This window comes from Leisingera sp. ANG49 (assembly GCF_059694505.1).
Genome location: NZ_JCATZN010000003.1, coordinates 377,155 through 394,745 on the forward strand (window position 1 = coordinate 377,155; position 17,591 = coordinate 394,745).

Below are 17,591 nucleotides of genomic sequence, written 5' to 3' on the forward strand. Positions count from 1 at the left end.
CCCGGTGATTTACAGCTTGGCGACGATGCGCGGCTCGCCCTGAAGCAGCTTGGCGATGGACCGGCGCAACTCTACCAGTTCTTCGCCGGTCAGCTTGGCCTCAAAATAGGCGGCGTTTTCTTTCGCGATGGGCAGCACTGCCTGCAGCGCCGCCTGCCCCGGTGCGGCCAGTTCGACCCGGATCGAACGGCCGTCGCCGCTGCCGCTGCTGCGGGTGATCAGGCCGCGTGCCTCCATCTGCCGCAGGGCGCGGGAGATGGCGGTGCGGTCGATGCCGATGAAGTCCGCGATCTCCGACGGGGTCGCCAGACCTTCCTCCCCCGCCGCCAGCAGCACGCACCAGGTGACGCGGCTCAGCCCGTATTTGGCGATGCGCTGTTCAAAGCGGCGCTCGTTCACGCGCGCCAGCATGGTGATCTGATAGCCAAGGGATTGGTGCAGGTTGAAGCGGTGCTGAGTCACGATAATTGACAATGTCAACTATATGCCCCGCAAAAGCCAGCAGATTCTGCACATGCCCTCTTGGCGGCCTTTACGGATAGGCGTAACGCGAACTGCGCCCTGCCGCGGGCGTTGCATCAATGCGGGCAGCCTGTATCCTCGAAAACAGGGCTGGACACCCGCTAGGAGAACAGCATGAAATTCCGCTTTCCCATTGTCATCATTGACGAAGATTTCCGCTCCGAGAACTCCTCAGGCTCCGGTATCCGGGCGCTGGCCCAGGCCATCGAAGACGAAGGATTCGAAGTGCAGGGCGTCACCGGCTATGGCGATCTTTCGCAATATGCGCAGCAGCAGTCCCGCGCCAGCGCCTTTGTGCTGTCGATCGACGACGAGGAGTTCACCCCCGGCCCGGATCTGGACCCCGCGGTGGTCGCCCTGCGCACGTTTATAGAGGAGGTGCGCTGGAAGAACGCCGATGTGCCGATTTATATCTACGGCGAAACCAAGACCAGCCGCCACCTGCCCAATGACATCCTGCGCGAGCTGCACGGCTTCATCCATATGTTCGAGGACACGCCGGAATTTGTCGCCCGACACATCATCCGCGAGGCGAAGAGTTACCTGGAAAGCATCCAGCCGCCGTTCTTCAGGAAGCTGTTGGATTATGCCGAGGACGGCTCCTACTCCTGGCATTGCCCGGGGCATTCCGGCGGTGTGGCGTTCCTGAAAAGCCCGGTCGGGCAGATGTACCACCAGTTCTACGGTGAGAACATGCTGCGCGCCGATGTCTGCAACGCGGTGGAGGAGCTGGGGCAGCTTCTGGACCACAACGGCGCCATCGGCGCGTCAGAGCGCAATGCGGCGCGGATTTTCAACGCCGATCACTGCTATTTCGTGACAAATGGCACCTCGACCTCCAACAAGATGGTCTGGCATCACACGGTGGCGCCGGGCGATGTGGTGGTGGTGGACCGCAACTGCCACAAGTCGATCCTGCATTCGATCATCATGACCGGCGCCATCCCGGTGTTCCTGAAACCGACCCGCAACCACTGGGGCATCATCGGGCCGATCCCGCATTCGGAGTTCGAAATCGACAGCATCAAGGCCAAGATCCGCGCCAATCCGCTGCTGGAGGATGTGGATGCCGATGCGGTGAAACCGCGGATCCTGACGCTGACCCAGTCGACCTATGACGGGGTGCTCTACAACACCGAAGTGATCAAGGGGCAGCTGGACGGCTATACGGAGAACCTGCATTTCGACGAAGCCTGGCTGCCGCACGCGGCCTTCCACCCGTTCTACGGCAGCTACCACGCGATGGGCCGCAAAAGGGCGCGCACCAAGCATTCGGTGACCTATGCCACCCAGTCGATCCACAAGCTGCTGGCAGGCATCAGTCAGGCCAGCCATGTGCTGGTGCAGGACAGCGAGGAGACCAAGCTGGACCGGCATCTGTTCAACGAAGCCTACCTGATGCACACCTCCACCAGCCCGCAGTATTCGATCATCGCCAGCTGCGATGTGGCGGCGGCGATGATGGAGCCGCCGGGCGGCACCGCGCTGGTCGAGGAAAGCATCATGGAGGCGCTGGATTTCCGCCGCGCCATGCGCAAGGTCGACGAGGAATACGGCGCCGATGACTGGTGGTTCCAGGTCTGGGGGCCGGAGGATCTGGCCGAGGACGGCATCGGCAGCACCAAGGATTGGGTGCTGAGGAAAACCGATGCCGACGGCGTGCAGGCAGGCGGCGAGGACAGCTGGCACGGATTTGGCGACATGGCGCCCGGCTTCAACATGCTGGACCCGATCAAGGCCACCATCATCACCCCGGGCCTCAACCTCGACGGCAGGTTCGAGGACTGGGGCATCCCGGCCTCGATCGTGACCAAATACCTGGCCGAGCATGGCGTGGTGGTGGAGAAGACCGGGCTCTATTCCTTCTTCATCATGTTCACTATCGGCATCACCAAGGGCCGCTGGAACTCGCTGCTGAGCGCGCTGCAGCAGTTCAAGGACGACTTTGCCCGCAACTTGGCCGTGCCGCGCGCGATGCCGGAGTTCTGCGCCAGCCAGCCGCGCTATGAACAGATGGGGCTGCGCGACCTGTGCGAACATGTGCATGCGCTTTATGCCAAGAACAACGTGGCGCGGCTGTCGACAGAGATGTACCTGAGCGACCTGACCCCGGCGATGAAGCCGAGCGATGCCTTCAGCCATATTGCCCGGCGCACCACCCAGCGGGTGCCGATCGACGAGCTGGAGGGGCGCATCACCACCAGCCTGGTGACCCCCTACCCGCCCGGCATTCCGCTGCTGATCCCCGGCGAGGTGTTCAACAAGAAGATCGTGGAATACCTGAAGTTCAACCGCGCCTTCGGGCGGGAATGCCCGGGGTTTGAGACCGACATTCACGGGCTGGTCCAGGAGACCGGCCCTGATGGGTTGACCCATTACTTCGCGGATTGCGTGGCGGAGTGACTCAGGAAGGGCGGCCGCGTGTCCGCGCGGCCGCCTCTGTACTTCAATCAGATCTTGCAAGCTCTGCCGGGTGATTACCTGGCCGGCACCGCGTTGCTGACCCGTTTGCCAGCAGTCAGCCCGTTCACCTTGGCCACAATGGTGGCAGCGTCCAGACCGTGGTGGCGGTAGAGATCGCCGATGGTGCCGGTCTGGCCGAAATGCTCCACCCCCAGCGGAATGGTCTGGTGGCCCGCAACCCCGCCCAGCCAGGCAAGCGTCGCAGGGTGGCCGTCGATCACGGTGATCACCTTGCAATGGGGCGGCAAGCCGCCCATCAGCGTCTCGATGTGGGACCTGGCTGCGGCATTGCCGCGCGAGCGCGCCCGCTGCGCCGCGGTCCAGCCCGCGTTCAGCCGGTCAGCGGAGGTCACCGCTAGCACCCCCACGTCGCGGCGGCTTTCACCGATGATGCCCGCGGCCTTGATCGCCTCCGGCGCCACTGCGCCCTGATAGGCGATCACCACATCGCAGTTTGGCCCCGGTTTGCGCAGCCAGTAGCCGCCGTCGATGGCCCCCTGGCGGAAGTCCTCATCGGCGCGCTTGCCGGGTTGCTCCATCGGGCTGGTGGTCAGGCGCAAATAGACCGAGCCGCCGGTCTCGTCGCGCAGCCAGGTGCGCTCATCCGGGTTGCCCTCGCCGTCGCGCTGGAGGTAGTCGAAGGCCCATTCCATGATCACCGCCAGCTCATCGGCAAAGGCCGGCTCAAAGGCTGCCAGCCCGTCCTGCGACATGCCGATGAGCGGCGTGCCGATGGACTGATGCGCGCCGCCCTCAGGCGCCAACGTCACCCCGGAGGGCGTGCCGACGATCATGAAGCGCGCGTCCTGATAGCAGGCGTAGTTCAGCGCATCGAGACCGCGGCAAACAAAGGGATCGTAGACGGTCCCGATGGGGATCACCCGCTTGCCGAACAGCGAATGCGACAGGCCCGCAGCGCCCAAGAGCAGGAACAGGTTCATCTCGGCGATGCCCAGCTCCAGGTGCTGGCCCTCGGGGACGAAGTTCCATTTCGCAGTCGACGGGATGCGGTGCTCGATGAAGGCATCCTGCTGCACCTCGCGGGCAAACAGCTTGCGCCGGTTGACCCAGGGCCCCAGGCCGGTGGTGCCGGTCACATCGGGCGAGGTGGTCAGGATCCGCGCCGCCAGTTCGCTGTCCCCCTTGGAGAGATCATCGAGGATCTTGCCAAACGCCATCTGGGTGGAGATTTCGCGGGAAGTGCCGATGGCAATCGCCGGCACCGGCAGCGGCGCGTCGAAATGGCGGCGCGGGCCTTCGGCAAAAAACGGCACCTGACGCAGGAAACCCTGCAGTGCGGCGGGGTCGTAGACGGTGGCGAAGGGCTCCCACTCCTCGCCTTCCGCGACGCCCATATTGGCCTGCCACTCCGCCATCTGCGCCTTGGTCATCAGGCCGCCGTGGTTGTCCTTGTGGCCGGCAATCGGGGTGCCCCAGCCCTTGACCGTATAGGCCAGGAAGCAGACCGGGCGGTCGTGGTCGATGGCGGCAAACACGTCTGCCATCGTCTCGACGCAGTTGCCGCCGAGGTTTTCCATCAACTGGGCCAGTTCTTCATCGCTGCGCTTCTCAATCAGCGCGCTGACCTCGCCCTGGTCGCCGACGTCGTCCATCAGCCGCTGCCGCCAGACCGCGCCGCCCATGTAGGTGAGCGCGGAATACTCCTGGTTCGGGCAGGCGTCGATCCAGGCGCGCAGGGCTTCACCGCCCGGCTCCTCAAATGCGGCCCTCTGCAGGGCGCCGTATTTTACCCGCACCACGTCCCAGCCGAAGGCGTCAAAGATCTTCTCGATCCGCTCGAACAGCCCCTCCCGGACGATGCCGTCCAGCGACTGGCGGTTGTAGTCGATGATCCACCAGGTGTTGCGCAGATCGTTCTTCCAGCCTTCCTGCAGCACCTCGTAGATGTTGCCCTCGTCCAGTTCGGCGTCGCCTGCCAGCGCCACCATGCGGCCGGTTCGGGCGTCCTTGCCCCAGTCCTTGGCGGTGATGAAATCCTGCACCAAGGAGGCCAGCGCGGTGATCCCGACGCCAAGGCCGACAGAGCCGGTGGAGAAATCCACATCATCTACATCCTTGGTGCGGCTGGGGTAGCTCTGCACCCCGCCGAAACCGCGGAAGTTCTCCATCTTCTCGCGCGTCTGATTGCCCATCAGGTACTGCATCGCGTGGAACACCGGTGAGGCATGCGGTTTCACCGCCACCCGGTCGCCGGGCTTCAGTGCAGAAAAATACAGCGCCGTCATGATCGACACCATCGACGCCGAAGAGGCCTGATGCCCCCCGATCTTGATCCCGTCCGCCTTGGGGCGGATGTGGTTCGCGTTGTGGATCATCCAATGCGACAGCCACAGGAGCCGCTGTTCGATGGTCTTGAGGTGCTGAAGGTTTGCAGTCATGTCACTCTCCGTTTGCGCGAGAATAAGCTGCCATCTGCAGCAAAAGGCGCTAAACTCTCTGCGAATTTGCGTTATCTGCGCCGATATCCAGCGCAAACCTTACGATCAATGAAGGATTCCACCTCAAATGAGCGATACCCTTGATGAAACCGACCGCCGCATCCTTGCCGCGCTTCAGGCCGACGGCCGCCTGTCGCATCAGGAATTGAGCGAGCGTGTCGGCCTGTCGCCATCCCCCTGCGCCCGCCGCATCAGAAAGCTTGAGGCTGAGGGTTTCATCACCGGCTACAGCGCCCGCATCGACGAGGCCAAACTGGGTTTCACTTTCAGCGTCTTTGTCTCGGTGCGGCTGGACCAGCAGGTCGACGACAGGCTGGTCACTTTCGAAAGCCAGGTGAAGCTCTGCCCTGAGGTGGTGGACTGCTGGCTGATGACCGGTAACTTCGACTACCTGCTGCGGGTTGTGGTGCGGGATTTGCACGAATTCGAGCACTTACTGACCGGTCGCCTGACCAAGATCCCCGGCGTGGCGTCGCTGGAATCCTCGATCCCGATCCGCCGGGTCAAGGATCAGGCCGCGCGCCTGTACTGACAGGGCGCGGCCCGGAGGCATCAGGCCGCTTCCGAGGTGTCCGCGCGCGGCAGCGCCTGCCCCAGGTCGGCGAGGATATCCTCCACCTCCTCCAGCCCCACTGACAGGCGGATCAGCCCGTCGCTGATGCCGTGTTCGGCGCGCTCTTCCGGAGTATAGGTCGAATGCGTCATCGAAGCCGGATGCTGGATCAGGGTTTCCGCATCGCCCAGCGACACCGCCCGCCGGATCATCTGCAACCCGTTCATGAAGGCGATGCCGCCCTGCAGCCCACCCTCGACCTCAAAGGCGATCATAGCGCCGGGCTGCGCCATCTGGCGCTTGGCGACATATGCCTGGGCAAAACTCTCGTGCCCCGGGAAGGACACCGATTTCACCGCCGGGTGGGCAGCCAGATAATCGGCCACGGTGACGGCGGAGGCGCAGTGGCGGTCCATCCGCAGCGCCAGAGTCTTGAGGCCGCGCAGGATCAGCATGGCGTTGAAGGGCGCCATCACAGCGCCAGTCATGTCCTTCATACCGACCAGACGGATTTCACCGATCTGCTCGGCGGTGCCCACGACCAGGCCCGCCACCACATCGCCGTGGCCGCCCAGGTATTTGGTGGCGGAATGCAGCACGATGTCGGCGCCCAGCTCGATCGGGCGGGTCAGGTAGGGGGTGGCATAGGTGTTGTCGACCACCACCTGCGCGCCTGCGGCATGGGCGATTTCGGCGGCCGCGGCGATGTCCACCAGCCGCATGTTCGGGTTGGCCGGGGTCTCGAAATAGACCACGCGGGTCTTGTCCGAGACAGCCGCGCGCAGGTTCTCCATGTCGGTCATGTCCACATGGGTGATAGTAACGCCCCATTTCGCCAGCCCGTGGCGCATGAAGGCAAAAGTGCAGCCATAAAGCGTCTTGTCCACGATCACCTCATCACCGGGCGACAGCAGGGTCCACAGAACCGCGGTGATGGCGCCCATGCCGCTGCTGAGCGCGAGGCCGGCCTCGGCGCCTTCCAGCGTGGCGATCCGCTGCTCCAGCAGGTCACAGGTCGGGTTGGAAATGCGGCTGTAGATATGGCCCTGCCGCTCGCCTGCGAACATCTCGCCGCCGGCCTCTGCGGTCTCAAAGGTGAAGGTGGAGGTCAGGTGGAGCGGCGGCGTCAGTGCGCCATCGTTCTGTTGCGGATCATAGGCGTGGTGGATGGCACGGGTGGCAAAGCCGCCGGAGGTTTTCATGGGATACTCCTGTCTGTTGTTACAGGCATCATCCGCCTGCTTCAGCGGCAATGGATTGCAAATTATTTCCGATCAGATATAGATATTGGCAGATTCTGCCAAACAGGACCTCAAAATGGACAGCAAGGACCGCCAGATCATTCGCGCCCTGCAGCGGGACGGCCGGATGACCAACCAGGACCTGGCGGAGGCAGTGAGTCTCTCCCCCTCTCCCTGCCTCCGGCGGGTGCGCAATCTGGAGGCCCAAGGCGTTATCCAGGGTTACAGCGCGGTGGTTGATGCCAAATCCTACGGGCTGCCGATCACCGTTTTCGTCCGCATTAAGCTGGAGCGGCACGGCGAGGCGGATGTAAAGAATTTCGAGCGCAAGATGCAGTTGATCGACGAGGTGCTGGAGTGCCACGTCCTGACCGGCGCGATGGATTATCAGCTGCGGGTGCTGGTGCCGGATCTGGAAGCCTATGAAGAGTTCATCCGCACCCGCATCCACCCGGTCGGCGGCATTGCTTCCATCGACACCAGTTTTGTCTATGGAACGGTCAAGCGGACGGCGGTGTTTCCGCCTGCCCGCTAAGTTGCCGGCCGCCTTTCAGAATCAGGCCCTGACAGTCTGGACAATCAGCAAGAGCATCAGCGCCAGGGAAATTGCCGCCCCCATCGGCATTCTCCCCGGCGTCTGAAGCGAGGCCCAATGCCGCCAGCCGGCGGCGGCCTCTGTCCGGCCCAGCAGCGTCAATGCTACGGGCACGGTGAGCATTGCGGCGCTGAAGCTCCAGCCGAATGAAGCCAGCGCAGAGGACGGCACAAACAGCATGGCCAGCGCCATCATCTTGACGTCTCCGCCTGCCAGCACCCGCCCGCAGAACAGCGCAAAGCACAGCGCGAAGACGATGCCAGCCGCCAGCAGCCGCAGCCCGGTTTCCACCAGCGGCAGCAGCGTCGCGGTCAGCAGGAAGACTGCCGCCAGCCCCAGCATTGTCCTGTTGGACAGCCGCAGGTGCCGCAGGTCGCCCAGCCCGGCATAGATCAGCAGCGGACTGGCCGCAGCCAGCGGCAGCAGATCCGCGACACCCGTCATGCGGCTGAATTCCGCCGCGGCGTCTGCCCGGCGAAGGTGTCAACCGAGACCAGCTGATAGACCAGCTCGCTCATGTTGCGGGTGTGTGTCTTGGCGTAGATGTTGCGCAGATGAGTGCGCAGCGTCGATTTCGAGATTCCCAGGTCCGACTGCACCCGCTTGGCAGGCTGCCCCTTGCTCAAGAGCACGCAGACCCGGTATTCGGCGCGGCTCAGCTGGGCCGGGTTTTCCATGCTCAGCAGATGCGCCTGCACCCCGTCGTCACGCGCCGCGCGCCGGTCCTTCAGGCAAGCCTCGGCGTAAAGCCCGGGAGAGCGGTTGGTCCAGGTCCGCACCAGGGTGCCGGAAATGATGTTCAAAAGCGCCTGCTGAACAGCACCGGGCCGGGTTGCAAAATGAACCTCCAGGAAATCTGTGTGCTGCTTGCCCGAGCACAGCGGGATCACCGCCAGCTCCACCAGTTTGCGATCGCTGTGGAACCGGTCCAATGCCGGATCCGCCGCCCCTCCGCTCATGGATTTATACCAGATCGCCCCCGGCTTGGCCTTGTCCAGATAGCTGCCCAGCACCGAGCGGGCAAAGGAGCGTTCCAACGGCGGGCTGTTTCCGCTGCCCGCACCCCTGTCAAAGATAACTGATCCTGAAGCCCGGCCCTTGCCAGCCGATACTCTGCAAATTGCAGCTGCTTCCCCCTTAATGGCCGCCGCCAGTCCGCTCAACGCGTCCCTGAAAGGCGCACAGCCGTGCAAACACTCACACCAGCGCGCAATTGGCGCAATCATTCCGGCTTCAGCAGCCCGAATGGTGTGGGTGTCAAAAAGCGCATTGGTCCCCATAACGCGCGTCCCCCCACAGCAGTATTAACTTTTAACATAGCGCTTTTAGTAACTTAGCAAGCGCCCATACCAATCAACTCCCTATTGCGTCTCCCCATGCTGGCCGGTTCATTCAATTGCGTCAAGAATTTGACGAAAAATGCAGGCAGCCGCGCAAATTTACAATCACAGGGCGATTTTTTCAGTGTTCCGGCACTGTTCCACCGAACCAATTGCCGCCGATTGCAGTAATTGTCCAAGCGGATTTCGAATCAGCTTGCGATAAAGCGTATGTAGCGGATTACCACCGGGCCGATGGTAATCATGATCAATGCAGGCAGCATCAGCGAGGCCAGAACCGCCGACATCTTGACCGGCAGCTTGCTGGCCATTTCCTGCGCCCGCATTTCCCGCTGGCTGCGCAGATCCTCGGAATAGGTGGCCAGCGCCGAGGCCATGCTGGTGCCGAATTGCATCGACTGCAGAGCGACATTGGCAAAGGACCCGACGGTCTCCACACCTGTGCGCCCGGCCATGTCCTGCAGCGCATCGCCGCGGGCGCGCCCGGCCTGGATTTGCCGCTGCACGCTGAGCAATTCAAAGGCCAAATCCGGCGAGACCTGTGCCAGCTCATTGCCGACGCGGGTCATCGCGGCGTCAAACCCCAGCCCGGAGTCGACGGAAATACGCATCAGGTCCAGTGCGTTGGGAAAGGCCTCCTCGATCCGGCGGCGGCGGGCAGCGGCGCGGGCGTTCAGCACATAGACCGGGCCGAAGAAACCCGCCCCCACCAGCCCGCTCAGGGCCTGAAAGACCTGCAGATTGGTCCAGCCTGCCACCTGCGCCGCAAACGGATTGGGCGGCAACAGACCCGGTGTTTTGGCGGCGGCAATGACCAGCAGCAGCAGCCCCGGCACCAACAGCCCCAGGAACACCCGGATCAGGGTGAAGCTGCGCAGCGCCCCGGCTTGGGAAAACCCTGCCTGGGACAGCTTGTTCTCCAGCTCCGAGCGCTCCGTCAGGCTGGCCGGCACAAAGGCCTTCATCAGCCCGCCGGGCTGGGCCGCGGGCGCCTTCAGCAGCGCCAGGTCGCTGGACTGGCGGCGGCGGGCCTCTCCCAGCGACGACAGCCGCGCCGCGGCGGGCGATTTCCGCATAAGGCTAGCGGCAGCGCCGAAGTAAATGAGCAGCACGGCGGCAGCAGCGCCTGCAGCGGCCAATGCACCGGGCGGCAGCCCGGTTTGGGTCAGGAGGCGGGTGACGATCTCTTCCATGGCGAAGCTCCCTGATCAGATCCGGAAATTGACAAGCTTGCGCAGCGTCAGCGCATTCAGCACCGTGAGCAGGATGATCGCGCCCATCATCGGCCGGAACATCGGATCATCCGCCACCCCGGCGTAGTAACTCGGCGTCAGAACCGACACGGTGGCAAAGATCACCAGCGGCAGCGCTGACAGCAGCCAGGCGGTCAGCCGCCCTTCGGAGGCCAGCGCGTGCACTTTGCGGCGCATGGATATCCGGTTGCGAATGACCCGCGCCAGGGTTTCCAGCATCACCGACAGGTCGCTGCCGGTGCCATGCTGGATGCTGATGCTGGCGGCCAGATACTGCGCGTCTTCCAGGCCGGTCCTGTCCGCGAATTCCTGCACGGCATCCGGCAGATCGTCGCCATAGGTCACCTGATCACAGATGATGCCCAATTGGGTGCCCGCCGGGTCCGGTATCTCACGCGCCGCGATGTCGAGGGAGTTGATCAGAGGATGGCCCACCTTGAGGCCGCGGGCCAGCATTTCCAGCGCATCCGGCAGCTGCTGCACCAGCTTGTCCATCTGTTTGCGCTGGCGGCCAAGCAGCAGGACGATTGGCAAGCCAAAGCCGCCCAGGAGTCCGAATACAGCGGCCTGCGACACCCCCGCAAATCCCGCCGCGGCAATGAAGATCAGCGCGGCCAGCGCGCAGCAGCCGGTCCAGAACATGCCCGCGCTCAGCGGCACATCCGCGCGGCGCAGGGTCTGCGGCAGCGCGCCGGCCACGGGAATGCGCTGCCAGCCGGTGCGGCGCGGCGGCGGTTTCAGGATAGCAAGCCGTTCGCTGCCGCTGCGCCCCTTGCTGATCATCCGCATCCGGCGGCTGCGGAAAACCGCGGAGCGGCTCTTGCGGCTGGTCAGCTGCCGCACACCGGACAGCAGCAGCAGCACGCCGACCGCAAGGCCGCAGTACACCGCATATCCGCCCAGCTGGCCGTTCCAGCCATGCAGTTCCTTCAGCAGATCATCCAGCATCACGCGCCCTCCGGCTGGAACAGGCCCTGGTCGAACCCCACGCCCGCCGCTTCCAGCAGGGCGGCGCATTGCGGCCGGATGCCGGTCGGGATGAATTCGCCGGCGATGCCGCCATCGGCGGTCTTGCCCATCCGGCGGAACACGAAGATGTCCTGCATGGTGATCACCTCGCCCTCCAGGCCAGTGAGTTCCGAAATGCTGATCACCCGCCGCTGCCCGTCCGACAGGCGGGCCAGTTGCACGATGATCTGCAGGCCCGAGGCGATCTGCGCCCGGATTGCCTGCAAGGGCAGCTCCATCCCCATCATCGAGACCATCTGCTCAATCCGGCCCAGCGCGTCGCGGGCGGAATTGGCGTGCACCGTGGTCATCGAGCCGTCGTGGCCGGTGTTCATCGCCTGCAGCATGTCAAAGGTCTCGGCACCGCGCACCTCGCCGACGATGATCCGGTCCGGGCGCATCCGCAGGGCGTTGCGCACCAGGTCGCGCTGGCTGACGGCGCCGCCGCCGGAGGGGTTGGGCGGCCGGGTTTCCAGCCGCACCACATGGGCCTGCTGCAGCTGAAGCTCCGCCGCATCCTCGATGGTGACGATCCGCGCGCGCGGGTCGATGCTGGCGGAAATCGCGTTCAGCATTGTGGTCTTGCCGGAGCCGGTGCCGCCGGAGATCAGGATGTTCATCCGCGCCTCGACCAGCGCCTGCAGGAAGGCGGCGGCGCGGCCGTTCAGCGCATTGCCCGCCACCAGCTTCTCCAGCGTCAGCGCATCGCGGGCAAACTTGCGGATCGACAATGACGGGCCGTCGATAGCGCAGGGCCGGATAATCGCGTTGACCCGGCTGCCGTCCTCCAGCCGCGCATCCACCCAGGGGTTGCTCTCATCCACCCGGCGGCCGACGCGCGAGACCACCTTGTCGATGATCCGCAACAGGTGCTTTTCGTCGCGGAACCGCACGCCAGTCTGCTCCAGCACACCGCTGCGTTCGACAAAAACCGTCTTGTGGCCGTTCACGAGAATGTCGTTGATGCCGGGATCGGCCAGCAGCGGCTCTAGCGGGCCAAGCCCCAGCACCTCGTCGATCAGCTCATCCACCAGGCGGCGGAATTCATCGGCGCGCAGCGGGTTGTTCTCCTCGGCCAGCACATCGCTGACCAGCGCCGCCACCTCGCGGCGCAGCTCCTCCGGTTCGACCTTGTCGATCACCGCCAGGTTCAGACGGTCGATCACCGCCTCATGCATCCGGCTTTTCAGCTCCAGAAAGGCCGTCAGCTTGCGGGTTTCCTCACTGATGTCCGGCTCTGCCCTGGGGGCATCGCCACCGGCCTCCGGCCACATCGGCACGACCGTGTCCGCGGCGGCCGCGTTTTCTGTTCGCTTGCCAAAATTCCTGAACATCTCAAACCGCCTTTCCGTGCTGAGGCTGCGCCGCGACGGCGCGGGCATTTCTTGTTTCGATCAGATCACCAGACAGCCGCCGGATTGCCTTGGCCAGGCCTGAGCGCCCGGCCGCCGCCGACAGCGGCACCCCCTGGTCCGCGGCGGCTGCCGCCGCTGAAGGGTCATTGGGCAGCCAGTATTTGAACGGTCTCTGCAGCAGCTTGGCGGCCTCCTTGTAATGGCCGGCAGCGATCAGCGGCTTGCGTTCGCGGCTGATCACGATGTCAGTCTGCAGGCTCATGCTGGTCTCGGCATAGAAATCCAGCAGCCGCCGCGCCTGGCAGATCGCAGGCACCGAACTGCCGGTCACCATCAGCAGCCGCTCGCTGGCCTCCAGAACCGGTGTCAGCCACTCGGCCAGGGCCCGCGGCAGGCCGATCACCACGAAGTCGAACTGCAGACGCAGATGCGCGATCAGCGCCTGCACCTGTTCCGGTTTCAGCGCATGCAGCGGTGCGATCTCGGCCGGGGCGGCCAGCACCCACAGGCCGGGCGCGGCCTCGCTCAGCGATTGTTCGGCAAACACATGGTCAGGCACAAACCCCTCGCTTGCCAGCTCATAGAGGCAGCGGTTCGGCGGCATGTCGAGAAAGCTGCCGATGGCCCCGAGCTGCAGGTCAAGGTCCAGGAGCGCGACCCGGAACTCCGCCTCCTGCCGCCGCAGGCCGCGGCGGCAGGTCAGGCAATCGGCCAGGTTCACCGCCAGCGTCGTCGCCCCGGCGCCGCCGCAGGACTGGCTGACCGCAATCACCATCCCCTCGCGGCTGCCGCGGGCGCCGGCCGCGCCTTGCTGCGGCTCCTTTGTTTTCAGGCAGTTGCGGATCGCCGCCGACAGCTCATCGGCGGAGGCGGTGTCGGGCAGCACATCCTGCACCCCTGCCTCTGTCAAAAGCCGCAACTCGGCAAAGGGCATGCTGGTATCCGCCAGAGCCAGGATCCGCGCCGCACCGCCGGTGTCGCGCAGGATTTCCCGCACCGCGGCGGCGTCGCGCTCTGTTTCCCCTTCGGTACGGAAAATCACAAGATCATTTTCCTTGGCCAGTTGCAGCGCAGCGCCGTTGATTTCCCCCAGCGCAGAAGCGCATTTTTGCACCCCGGTGCCGGGCTGGAACTGTGCCACGCTGGCGACCAGCGCGCTGACAGCCGGATCCTTGGAGATTACCACGATGGATTGTGTTTCAGCCTGCATCGGCCTCTCCTTTCACTATCGCTTCAGCCGCTCTGGCCCAGCGCCAGGTCCTCGCCCGGCAATGAGACGCTCATCGGCGGGAACGGCACCGCGGCCCCCAGGGCTGATCCCCCCGCAGCGCCGGCCAGTGCCGCCAGCCGCCCCAGCGGCGATACGAATTCAAACGTCTGGTTCCGCAGCTCCACCGTGACCACGGGCACATAAGGCCCGCCCAGAAAGCCGAGGCTGCCGTCGTAGCTGTAGCTGAACGATAGTGCTGCGATGGTGGCATCGGGTGGCATGGAGCCGCGCACCAGGGCCCAGATTTCATTGGCGGTTGCGTTGGCGGCGGAACCCGCGCAGGTCACGGTGCCCGCATTCACGCAGATGTCCGGCCCGGCCCGGCAGGACGTGCCATAACCGGGCGGCGGGCCGCTGGCCGAGGGGTCGCGCCGGTGGATCTCCGGCACCCCGGCACAGGCCGGCGGGCGCACCGCGGCAACCCGAGCGGCCACATTCATTGCCCGTTCCGCCACCACATAGTGAAACGCCATGCGGCCGAAATCGATGATCCCCATGAACAGCAGCAGGAACAGCGGGATGGTAAGGCCCAGCTCCACCAGCGCAGCGCCATCCTGGGTCCGGCGGAACCGGCGCAGGGCTGCATATGCCCGCCACAGCCCCGTCATGTCCCGAACACCCGGCTTTGATCGGTGACGATGGTACTGATGGTACCAAGGCTGCCACCGTTCAGCGCAAAGACACCGGCAAACGGGAAGGTCATGGTCAGATTGGCCTGCACCTGCACCACCGGCGCCGGCGAAATCCGGTAGCTGCCCGCATGGCAGCTCAGGCTGGGGGTGACCGAGGTCACGTTCAGGCTCGCCGGAAACAGCGCGTCGCCATCAATGCTTTCGCGCACGATATCCAGCAGCTGCGGCTGATGCGCGATGACCGAGCCGCCGGAAGAACAGATGTCCTGCGGTGCCACCCGCGCCAGATAGCGGGCCGCATCGCGCACGCCGGAGATTGCGGCCTGATAAGACCACATCATCCGCCCGCCCTCGATGATCACCGCAAAGACCAGCAGCATCAGCGGCAGCATCAGGGCGAATTCCACCAGTACCGCGCCCTCTTCCCCCCTGCGGAAGGCAGCCCAACCGTCTGCGGTATGTGCCCTTTCAGCCATCCCGCTCACCTGTACAGCTGCACAACGTCGCGGAAGATACCCGCATCGCCAGTGCCCCCGGCGCCGCCGCCGGCGCTGCCGACCACCTCGCCCCAGATGTCCAGGGTTGGCGGGGAAGTGCCGTCGTCACCCACCGGCTCGGTCAGGAACACCCTGACGAACTCCTCGACCGGCACATCTGTAGCCGAGCCCTGCACCGGATTTACTGTGCAATCGATGCCGGCAGCGATCACAACGCGCCGGTTCACGTCAACGCTCTGATTGGGTGAGCAGACCGGACGGCCGGTCTCCGACAGGCCGGACAGAATGTCGCCATTGCCGCCCGGGCCGCCTGCCGCATTGATTTCCGCTATGTAGTATTCGAACCGGGTCGTGGCACCCGGATGCGGATCCACACCGCCGTAGTTGGTCTCGACATAGGTGGCCCGCCCGGCGCTCCAGTCGCCGTCGCCGAAACGGCCGCAGCTGCCGCTGACGAAACAGTCGTCGCGCGGCAGGCCCACAGTGTCTTGGGACTGCTCCTCGGAGTTGCCGATGCAGCTGCCGCCGCCCTTCCCTTTCCCTTTGCCTTTGCCCTTTGGCACGATGCCCTTGATGACATTGGGCGCGGGCGGGTAGTCGGGGTTGTTGCGCTTGCCGTTCATGATCGCCTTGTAGATGTCAAAGCGCACGTTGAAGACCGCGTCGCGGATACCGACCTTCTGGCCCGGCTCGATATCGACGCCGCGCTGATTGAAGCACTGGGTGATGCTGCCCTCAGCACCCAGCAGGCAGGCATCCAGCTGCGCGCCGTTCAATCCGGCACAGGGACCGTCCGCATCGACCAGCGCCTTACCCGGATCGAGAAAGCCGAAATCCCCCGGCCCCCAGGCGGCCCCATTGCCGCCGGAGCGCAGAAGGATCATCTCGCCGATGCTGGCATCTGCCGAAAAACCGGGAGGGATGCAGAACATCAGCGGGGTGATGTCGCAGGCATACTGGGTGAAGCCGGCCACCGAAGACGCCCGCGCCAGTTCATTCGGGCGGGCATTCCCGGTCAGTGCGGCAAAAGCGGCACCATAGGTGGCCCCGACCGTGCTGGGCGCCGCCTCGGCACGGACAAAAACCGCCTCTGCCGGGTCTGCGGTGACGGCGGTCAGGGAAGCGGTGTCGTCATCGGGCAGTTCGGAAAAGAAAGTCAGCGTGTAATCTGTATCACCGCTCAGCAGGCTTCCGCCGGTGCCGAAGGTCTTGCGGTCGCTGATCAGATTGGCCGCTGCGGCGCGGGCGCGGGTGATGGCATCATCCTTGCCGTCCAGTTCCCCTGCGGCTGCCAGCGCCACATTGTCGGTAAACGCCTGCAGCTCGCTGCGGGTGATGCCGGTGCGGCCCAGGTCAAAGGACATCGCTGCAATCCCCAGCAGCACCACGAAAGTCAGCCCCCAGGTGACCAGCATGGTGCCGCGGTCCTCTTGTGCGAACTGTCTTATGCAGGCGGTCAGGCGCATAGCTGTCTAATCTCCCCGGGGCAGATGCGGTCAGCGGATTTCAGTTTCCGACACTTCGGTGCCGCGGCGGATCAGGACGGTCTTCCGGACCCGCTGCACGGTCTCCTCCTGCTGCGGCTGCAGATTGCGCAGCACGTCGTTCAGGCTGATCGAGTTCAGCGGCACCTCTTCTTCGGGTGTGTCCACGTTGCGCAAGGTCAGGCTCAGCGTGCCCGCCCGTTGCGCCAGCGCCAGGCGCTGGCCTTCTTCCGGTGTCACTTCCACCGTCACGGTGCGGGCCACCCCCGGCGTGTCGGTTTCCTGGTTGGCATCCTGATCCACCCCGATCACGCGGGCGTTCTGCAGAATGGTCACGGTTTTCAGGCTGGCATCGCGGCCCTGGGTCAGCAGGACATCAACGCTGTCGCCGGGTGTCACGAATCCGCCCACTGCAGTCTCTGCGCTGACCTTGATGGCCATCGCCCGGTGATCCGGGCTGAGCGTCTGCATGATGGTCACCTTCTCGCCAAAGTTGGAAATCTTCGAGGCGCGGATCGGCTCCCCCTGCGCAATCGCGCGGCGGGCGCGGCGCGGCGGCTTGCCGGGCTCCGGCAGCAGCACGTCATAGCTGGTGAATGTGCCTGCAGGCTGCGCGTCGGCCGGCCAGGTTATGGTGGTCAGGGATTGCGCCGTCAGCGCCGTCCCGAAAGCGATATCCTGCGCGGCGACCACAACCTCGACCAGAGCTGGGCCCTCGGAATTGCCCGCGTTGGCCTGCCCGTCGATGTAATCCTTGGCGACATAGGCGGAGCCGCCGGCCAGGGCCAGCCCGAAAATCATGCTGAGAAGTGATGAGATATTCATGCCAGGTCTCCTTTCGTCGCTGGCGTGCGCAGCAGAAGGACGGTCCCGGCTTTTCGTTGACTGAAGAGTCCGCAGGCTTCTGCTTCCTGCCATG

The 17,591-nt window shown here is 64.6% G+C and carries 16 protein-coding genes; 3 read left to right on the forward strand and 13 right to left on the reverse strand.

Annotation, left to right across the window (positions count from 1 at the left end):
• Nucleotides 1-9 precede the first annotated feature (9 nt).
• Nucleotides 10-480 carry a MarR family winged helix-turn-helix transcriptional regulator gene (locus AC58NV_RS12225; RefSeq protein ID WP_497227379.1) on the reverse strand — a complete coding sequence of 157 codons (471 nt, stop codon included), beginning with the start codon at nucleotides 478-480 and terminating at the stop codon, nucleotides 10-12.
• Between the two features lie 156 nt (nucleotides 481-636).
• On the opposite strand from AC58NV_RS12225, the gene AC58NV_RS12230 reads away from it, so the two are divergent.
• Complete coding sequence (locus AC58NV_RS12230) at nucleotides 637-2,925, forward strand: Orn/Lys/Arg family decarboxylase (protein ID WP_497227380.1); 2,289 nt, start codon at nucleotides 637-639, stop codon at nucleotides 2,923-2,925.
• A 74-nt stretch (nucleotides 2,926-2,999) separates the two neighbouring features.
• Here AC58NV_RS12230 and AC58NV_RS12235 read toward each other — a convergent pair whose 3' ends face one another.
• Complete coding sequence (locus AC58NV_RS12235) at nucleotides 3,000-5,384, reverse strand: thiamine pyrophosphate-binding protein (protein WP_497227381.1); 2,385 nt, start codon at nucleotides 5,382-5,384, stop codon at nucleotides 3,000-3,002.
• Between the two features lie 127 nt (nucleotides 5,385-5,511).
• Here AC58NV_RS12235 and AC58NV_RS12240 point away from each other — a divergent pair, with 127 nt between their 5' ends.
• The gene (locus AC58NV_RS12240; RefSeq protein WP_497227382.1) at nucleotides 5,512-5,976 is read left to right on the forward strand and encodes an Lrp/AsnC family transcriptional regulator; all 465 of its coding nucleotides are present in this window, start codon (nucleotides 5,512-5,514) and stop codon (nucleotides 5,974-5,976) included.
• 20 nt (nucleotides 5,977-5,996) lie between these two features.
• On the opposite strand, the gene AC58NV_RS12245 is transcribed toward AC58NV_RS12240, so the two are convergent.
• Nucleotides 5,997-7,199, reverse strand: coding sequence for a methionine gamma-lyase (locus tag AC58NV_RS12245; RefSeq protein ID WP_497227383.1), 1,203 nt, complete (start codon nucleotides 7,197-7,199; stop codon nucleotides 5,997-5,999).
• A 115-nt stretch (nucleotides 7,200-7,314) separates the two neighbouring features.
• On the opposite strand from AC58NV_RS12245, the gene AC58NV_RS12250 reads away from it, so the two are divergent.
• A complete protein-coding gene (locus AC58NV_RS12250; protein ID WP_029205017.1) occupies nucleotides 7,315-7,773 on the forward strand; it encodes an Lrp/AsnC family transcriptional regulator in 459 nt (152 codons plus the stop codon).
• A gap of 21 nt (nucleotides 7,774-7,794) precedes the next feature.
• On the opposite strand, the gene AC58NV_RS12255 is transcribed toward AC58NV_RS12250, so the two are convergent.
• From AC58NV_RS12255 to cpaB, 10 genes are all read right to left on the reverse strand, one after another.
• Complete coding sequence (locus AC58NV_RS12255) at nucleotides 7,795-8,277, reverse strand: prepilin peptidase (protein WP_497227384.1); 483 nt, start codon at nucleotides 8,275-8,277, stop codon at nucleotides 7,795-7,797.
• Entirely contained in the window at nucleotides 8,274-8,870 is a 597-nt protein-coding gene (locus AC58NV_RS12260) for a helix-turn-helix transcriptional regulator (RefSeq protein ID WP_497227385.1), read from the reverse strand. The genes AC58NV_RS12255 and AC58NV_RS12260 overlap by 4 nt, the downstream gene beginning before the upstream one ends.
• A 494-nt stretch (nucleotides 8,871-9,364) precedes the next feature.
• A complete protein-coding gene (locus AC58NV_RS12265) occupies nucleotides 9,365-10,366 on the reverse strand; it encodes a type II secretion system F family protein (protein WP_497227386.1) in 1,002 nt (333 codons plus the stop codon).
• A 15-nt stretch (nucleotides 10,367-10,381) separates the two neighbouring features.
• Entirely contained in the window at nucleotides 10,382-11,374 is a 993-nt protein-coding gene (locus tag AC58NV_RS12270) for a type II secretion system F family protein (protein WP_497227387.1), read from the reverse strand.
• On the reverse strand, nucleotides 11,374-12,768 hold the full coding sequence (locus tag AC58NV_RS12275; RefSeq protein WP_497227388.1) for a TadA family conjugal transfer-associated ATPase: 1,395 nt from the start codon (nucleotides 12,766-12,768) through the stop codon (nucleotides 11,374-11,376). Before AC58NV_RS12275 ends, AC58NV_RS12270 begins: the two co-directional genes overlap by 1 nt.
• A 1-nt stretch (nucleotide 12,769) precedes the next feature.
• Nucleotides 12,770-13,999 carry a CpaE/TadZ family protein gene (locus tag AC58NV_RS12280; RefSeq protein WP_497227389.1) on the reverse strand — a complete coding sequence of 410 codons (1,230 nt, stop codon included), beginning with the start codon at nucleotides 13,997-13,999 and terminating at the stop codon, nucleotides 12,770-12,772.
• A 23-nt stretch (nucleotides 14,000-14,022) separates the two neighbouring features.
• Nucleotides 14,023-14,667, reverse strand: coding sequence for a TadE/TadG family type IV pilus assembly protein (locus AC58NV_RS12285; protein WP_497227390.1), 645 nt, complete (start codon nucleotides 14,665-14,667; stop codon nucleotides 14,023-14,025).
• Nucleotides 14,664-15,167, reverse strand: coding sequence for a TadE/TadG family type IV pilus assembly protein (locus tag AC58NV_RS12290; protein ID WP_497227391.1), 504 nt, complete (start codon nucleotides 15,165-15,167; stop codon nucleotides 14,664-14,666). The genes AC58NV_RS12285 and AC58NV_RS12290 overlap by 4 nt, the downstream gene beginning before the upstream one ends.
• Before the next feature lie 5 nt (nucleotides 15,168-15,172).
• Entirely contained in the window at nucleotides 15,173-16,654 is a 1,482-nt protein-coding gene (locus AC58NV_RS12295; RefSeq protein WP_497227392.1) for a TadE/TadG family type IV pilus assembly protein, read from the reverse strand.
• A 30-nt stretch (nucleotides 16,655-16,684) separates the two neighbouring features.
• Nucleotides 16,685-17,497, reverse strand: coding sequence for a Flp pilus assembly protein CpaB (cpaB, locus tag AC58NV_RS12300; protein ID WP_497227393.1), 813 nt, complete (start codon nucleotides 17,495-17,497; stop codon nucleotides 16,685-16,687).
• Nucleotides 17,498-17,591 lie beyond the last annotated feature (94 nt).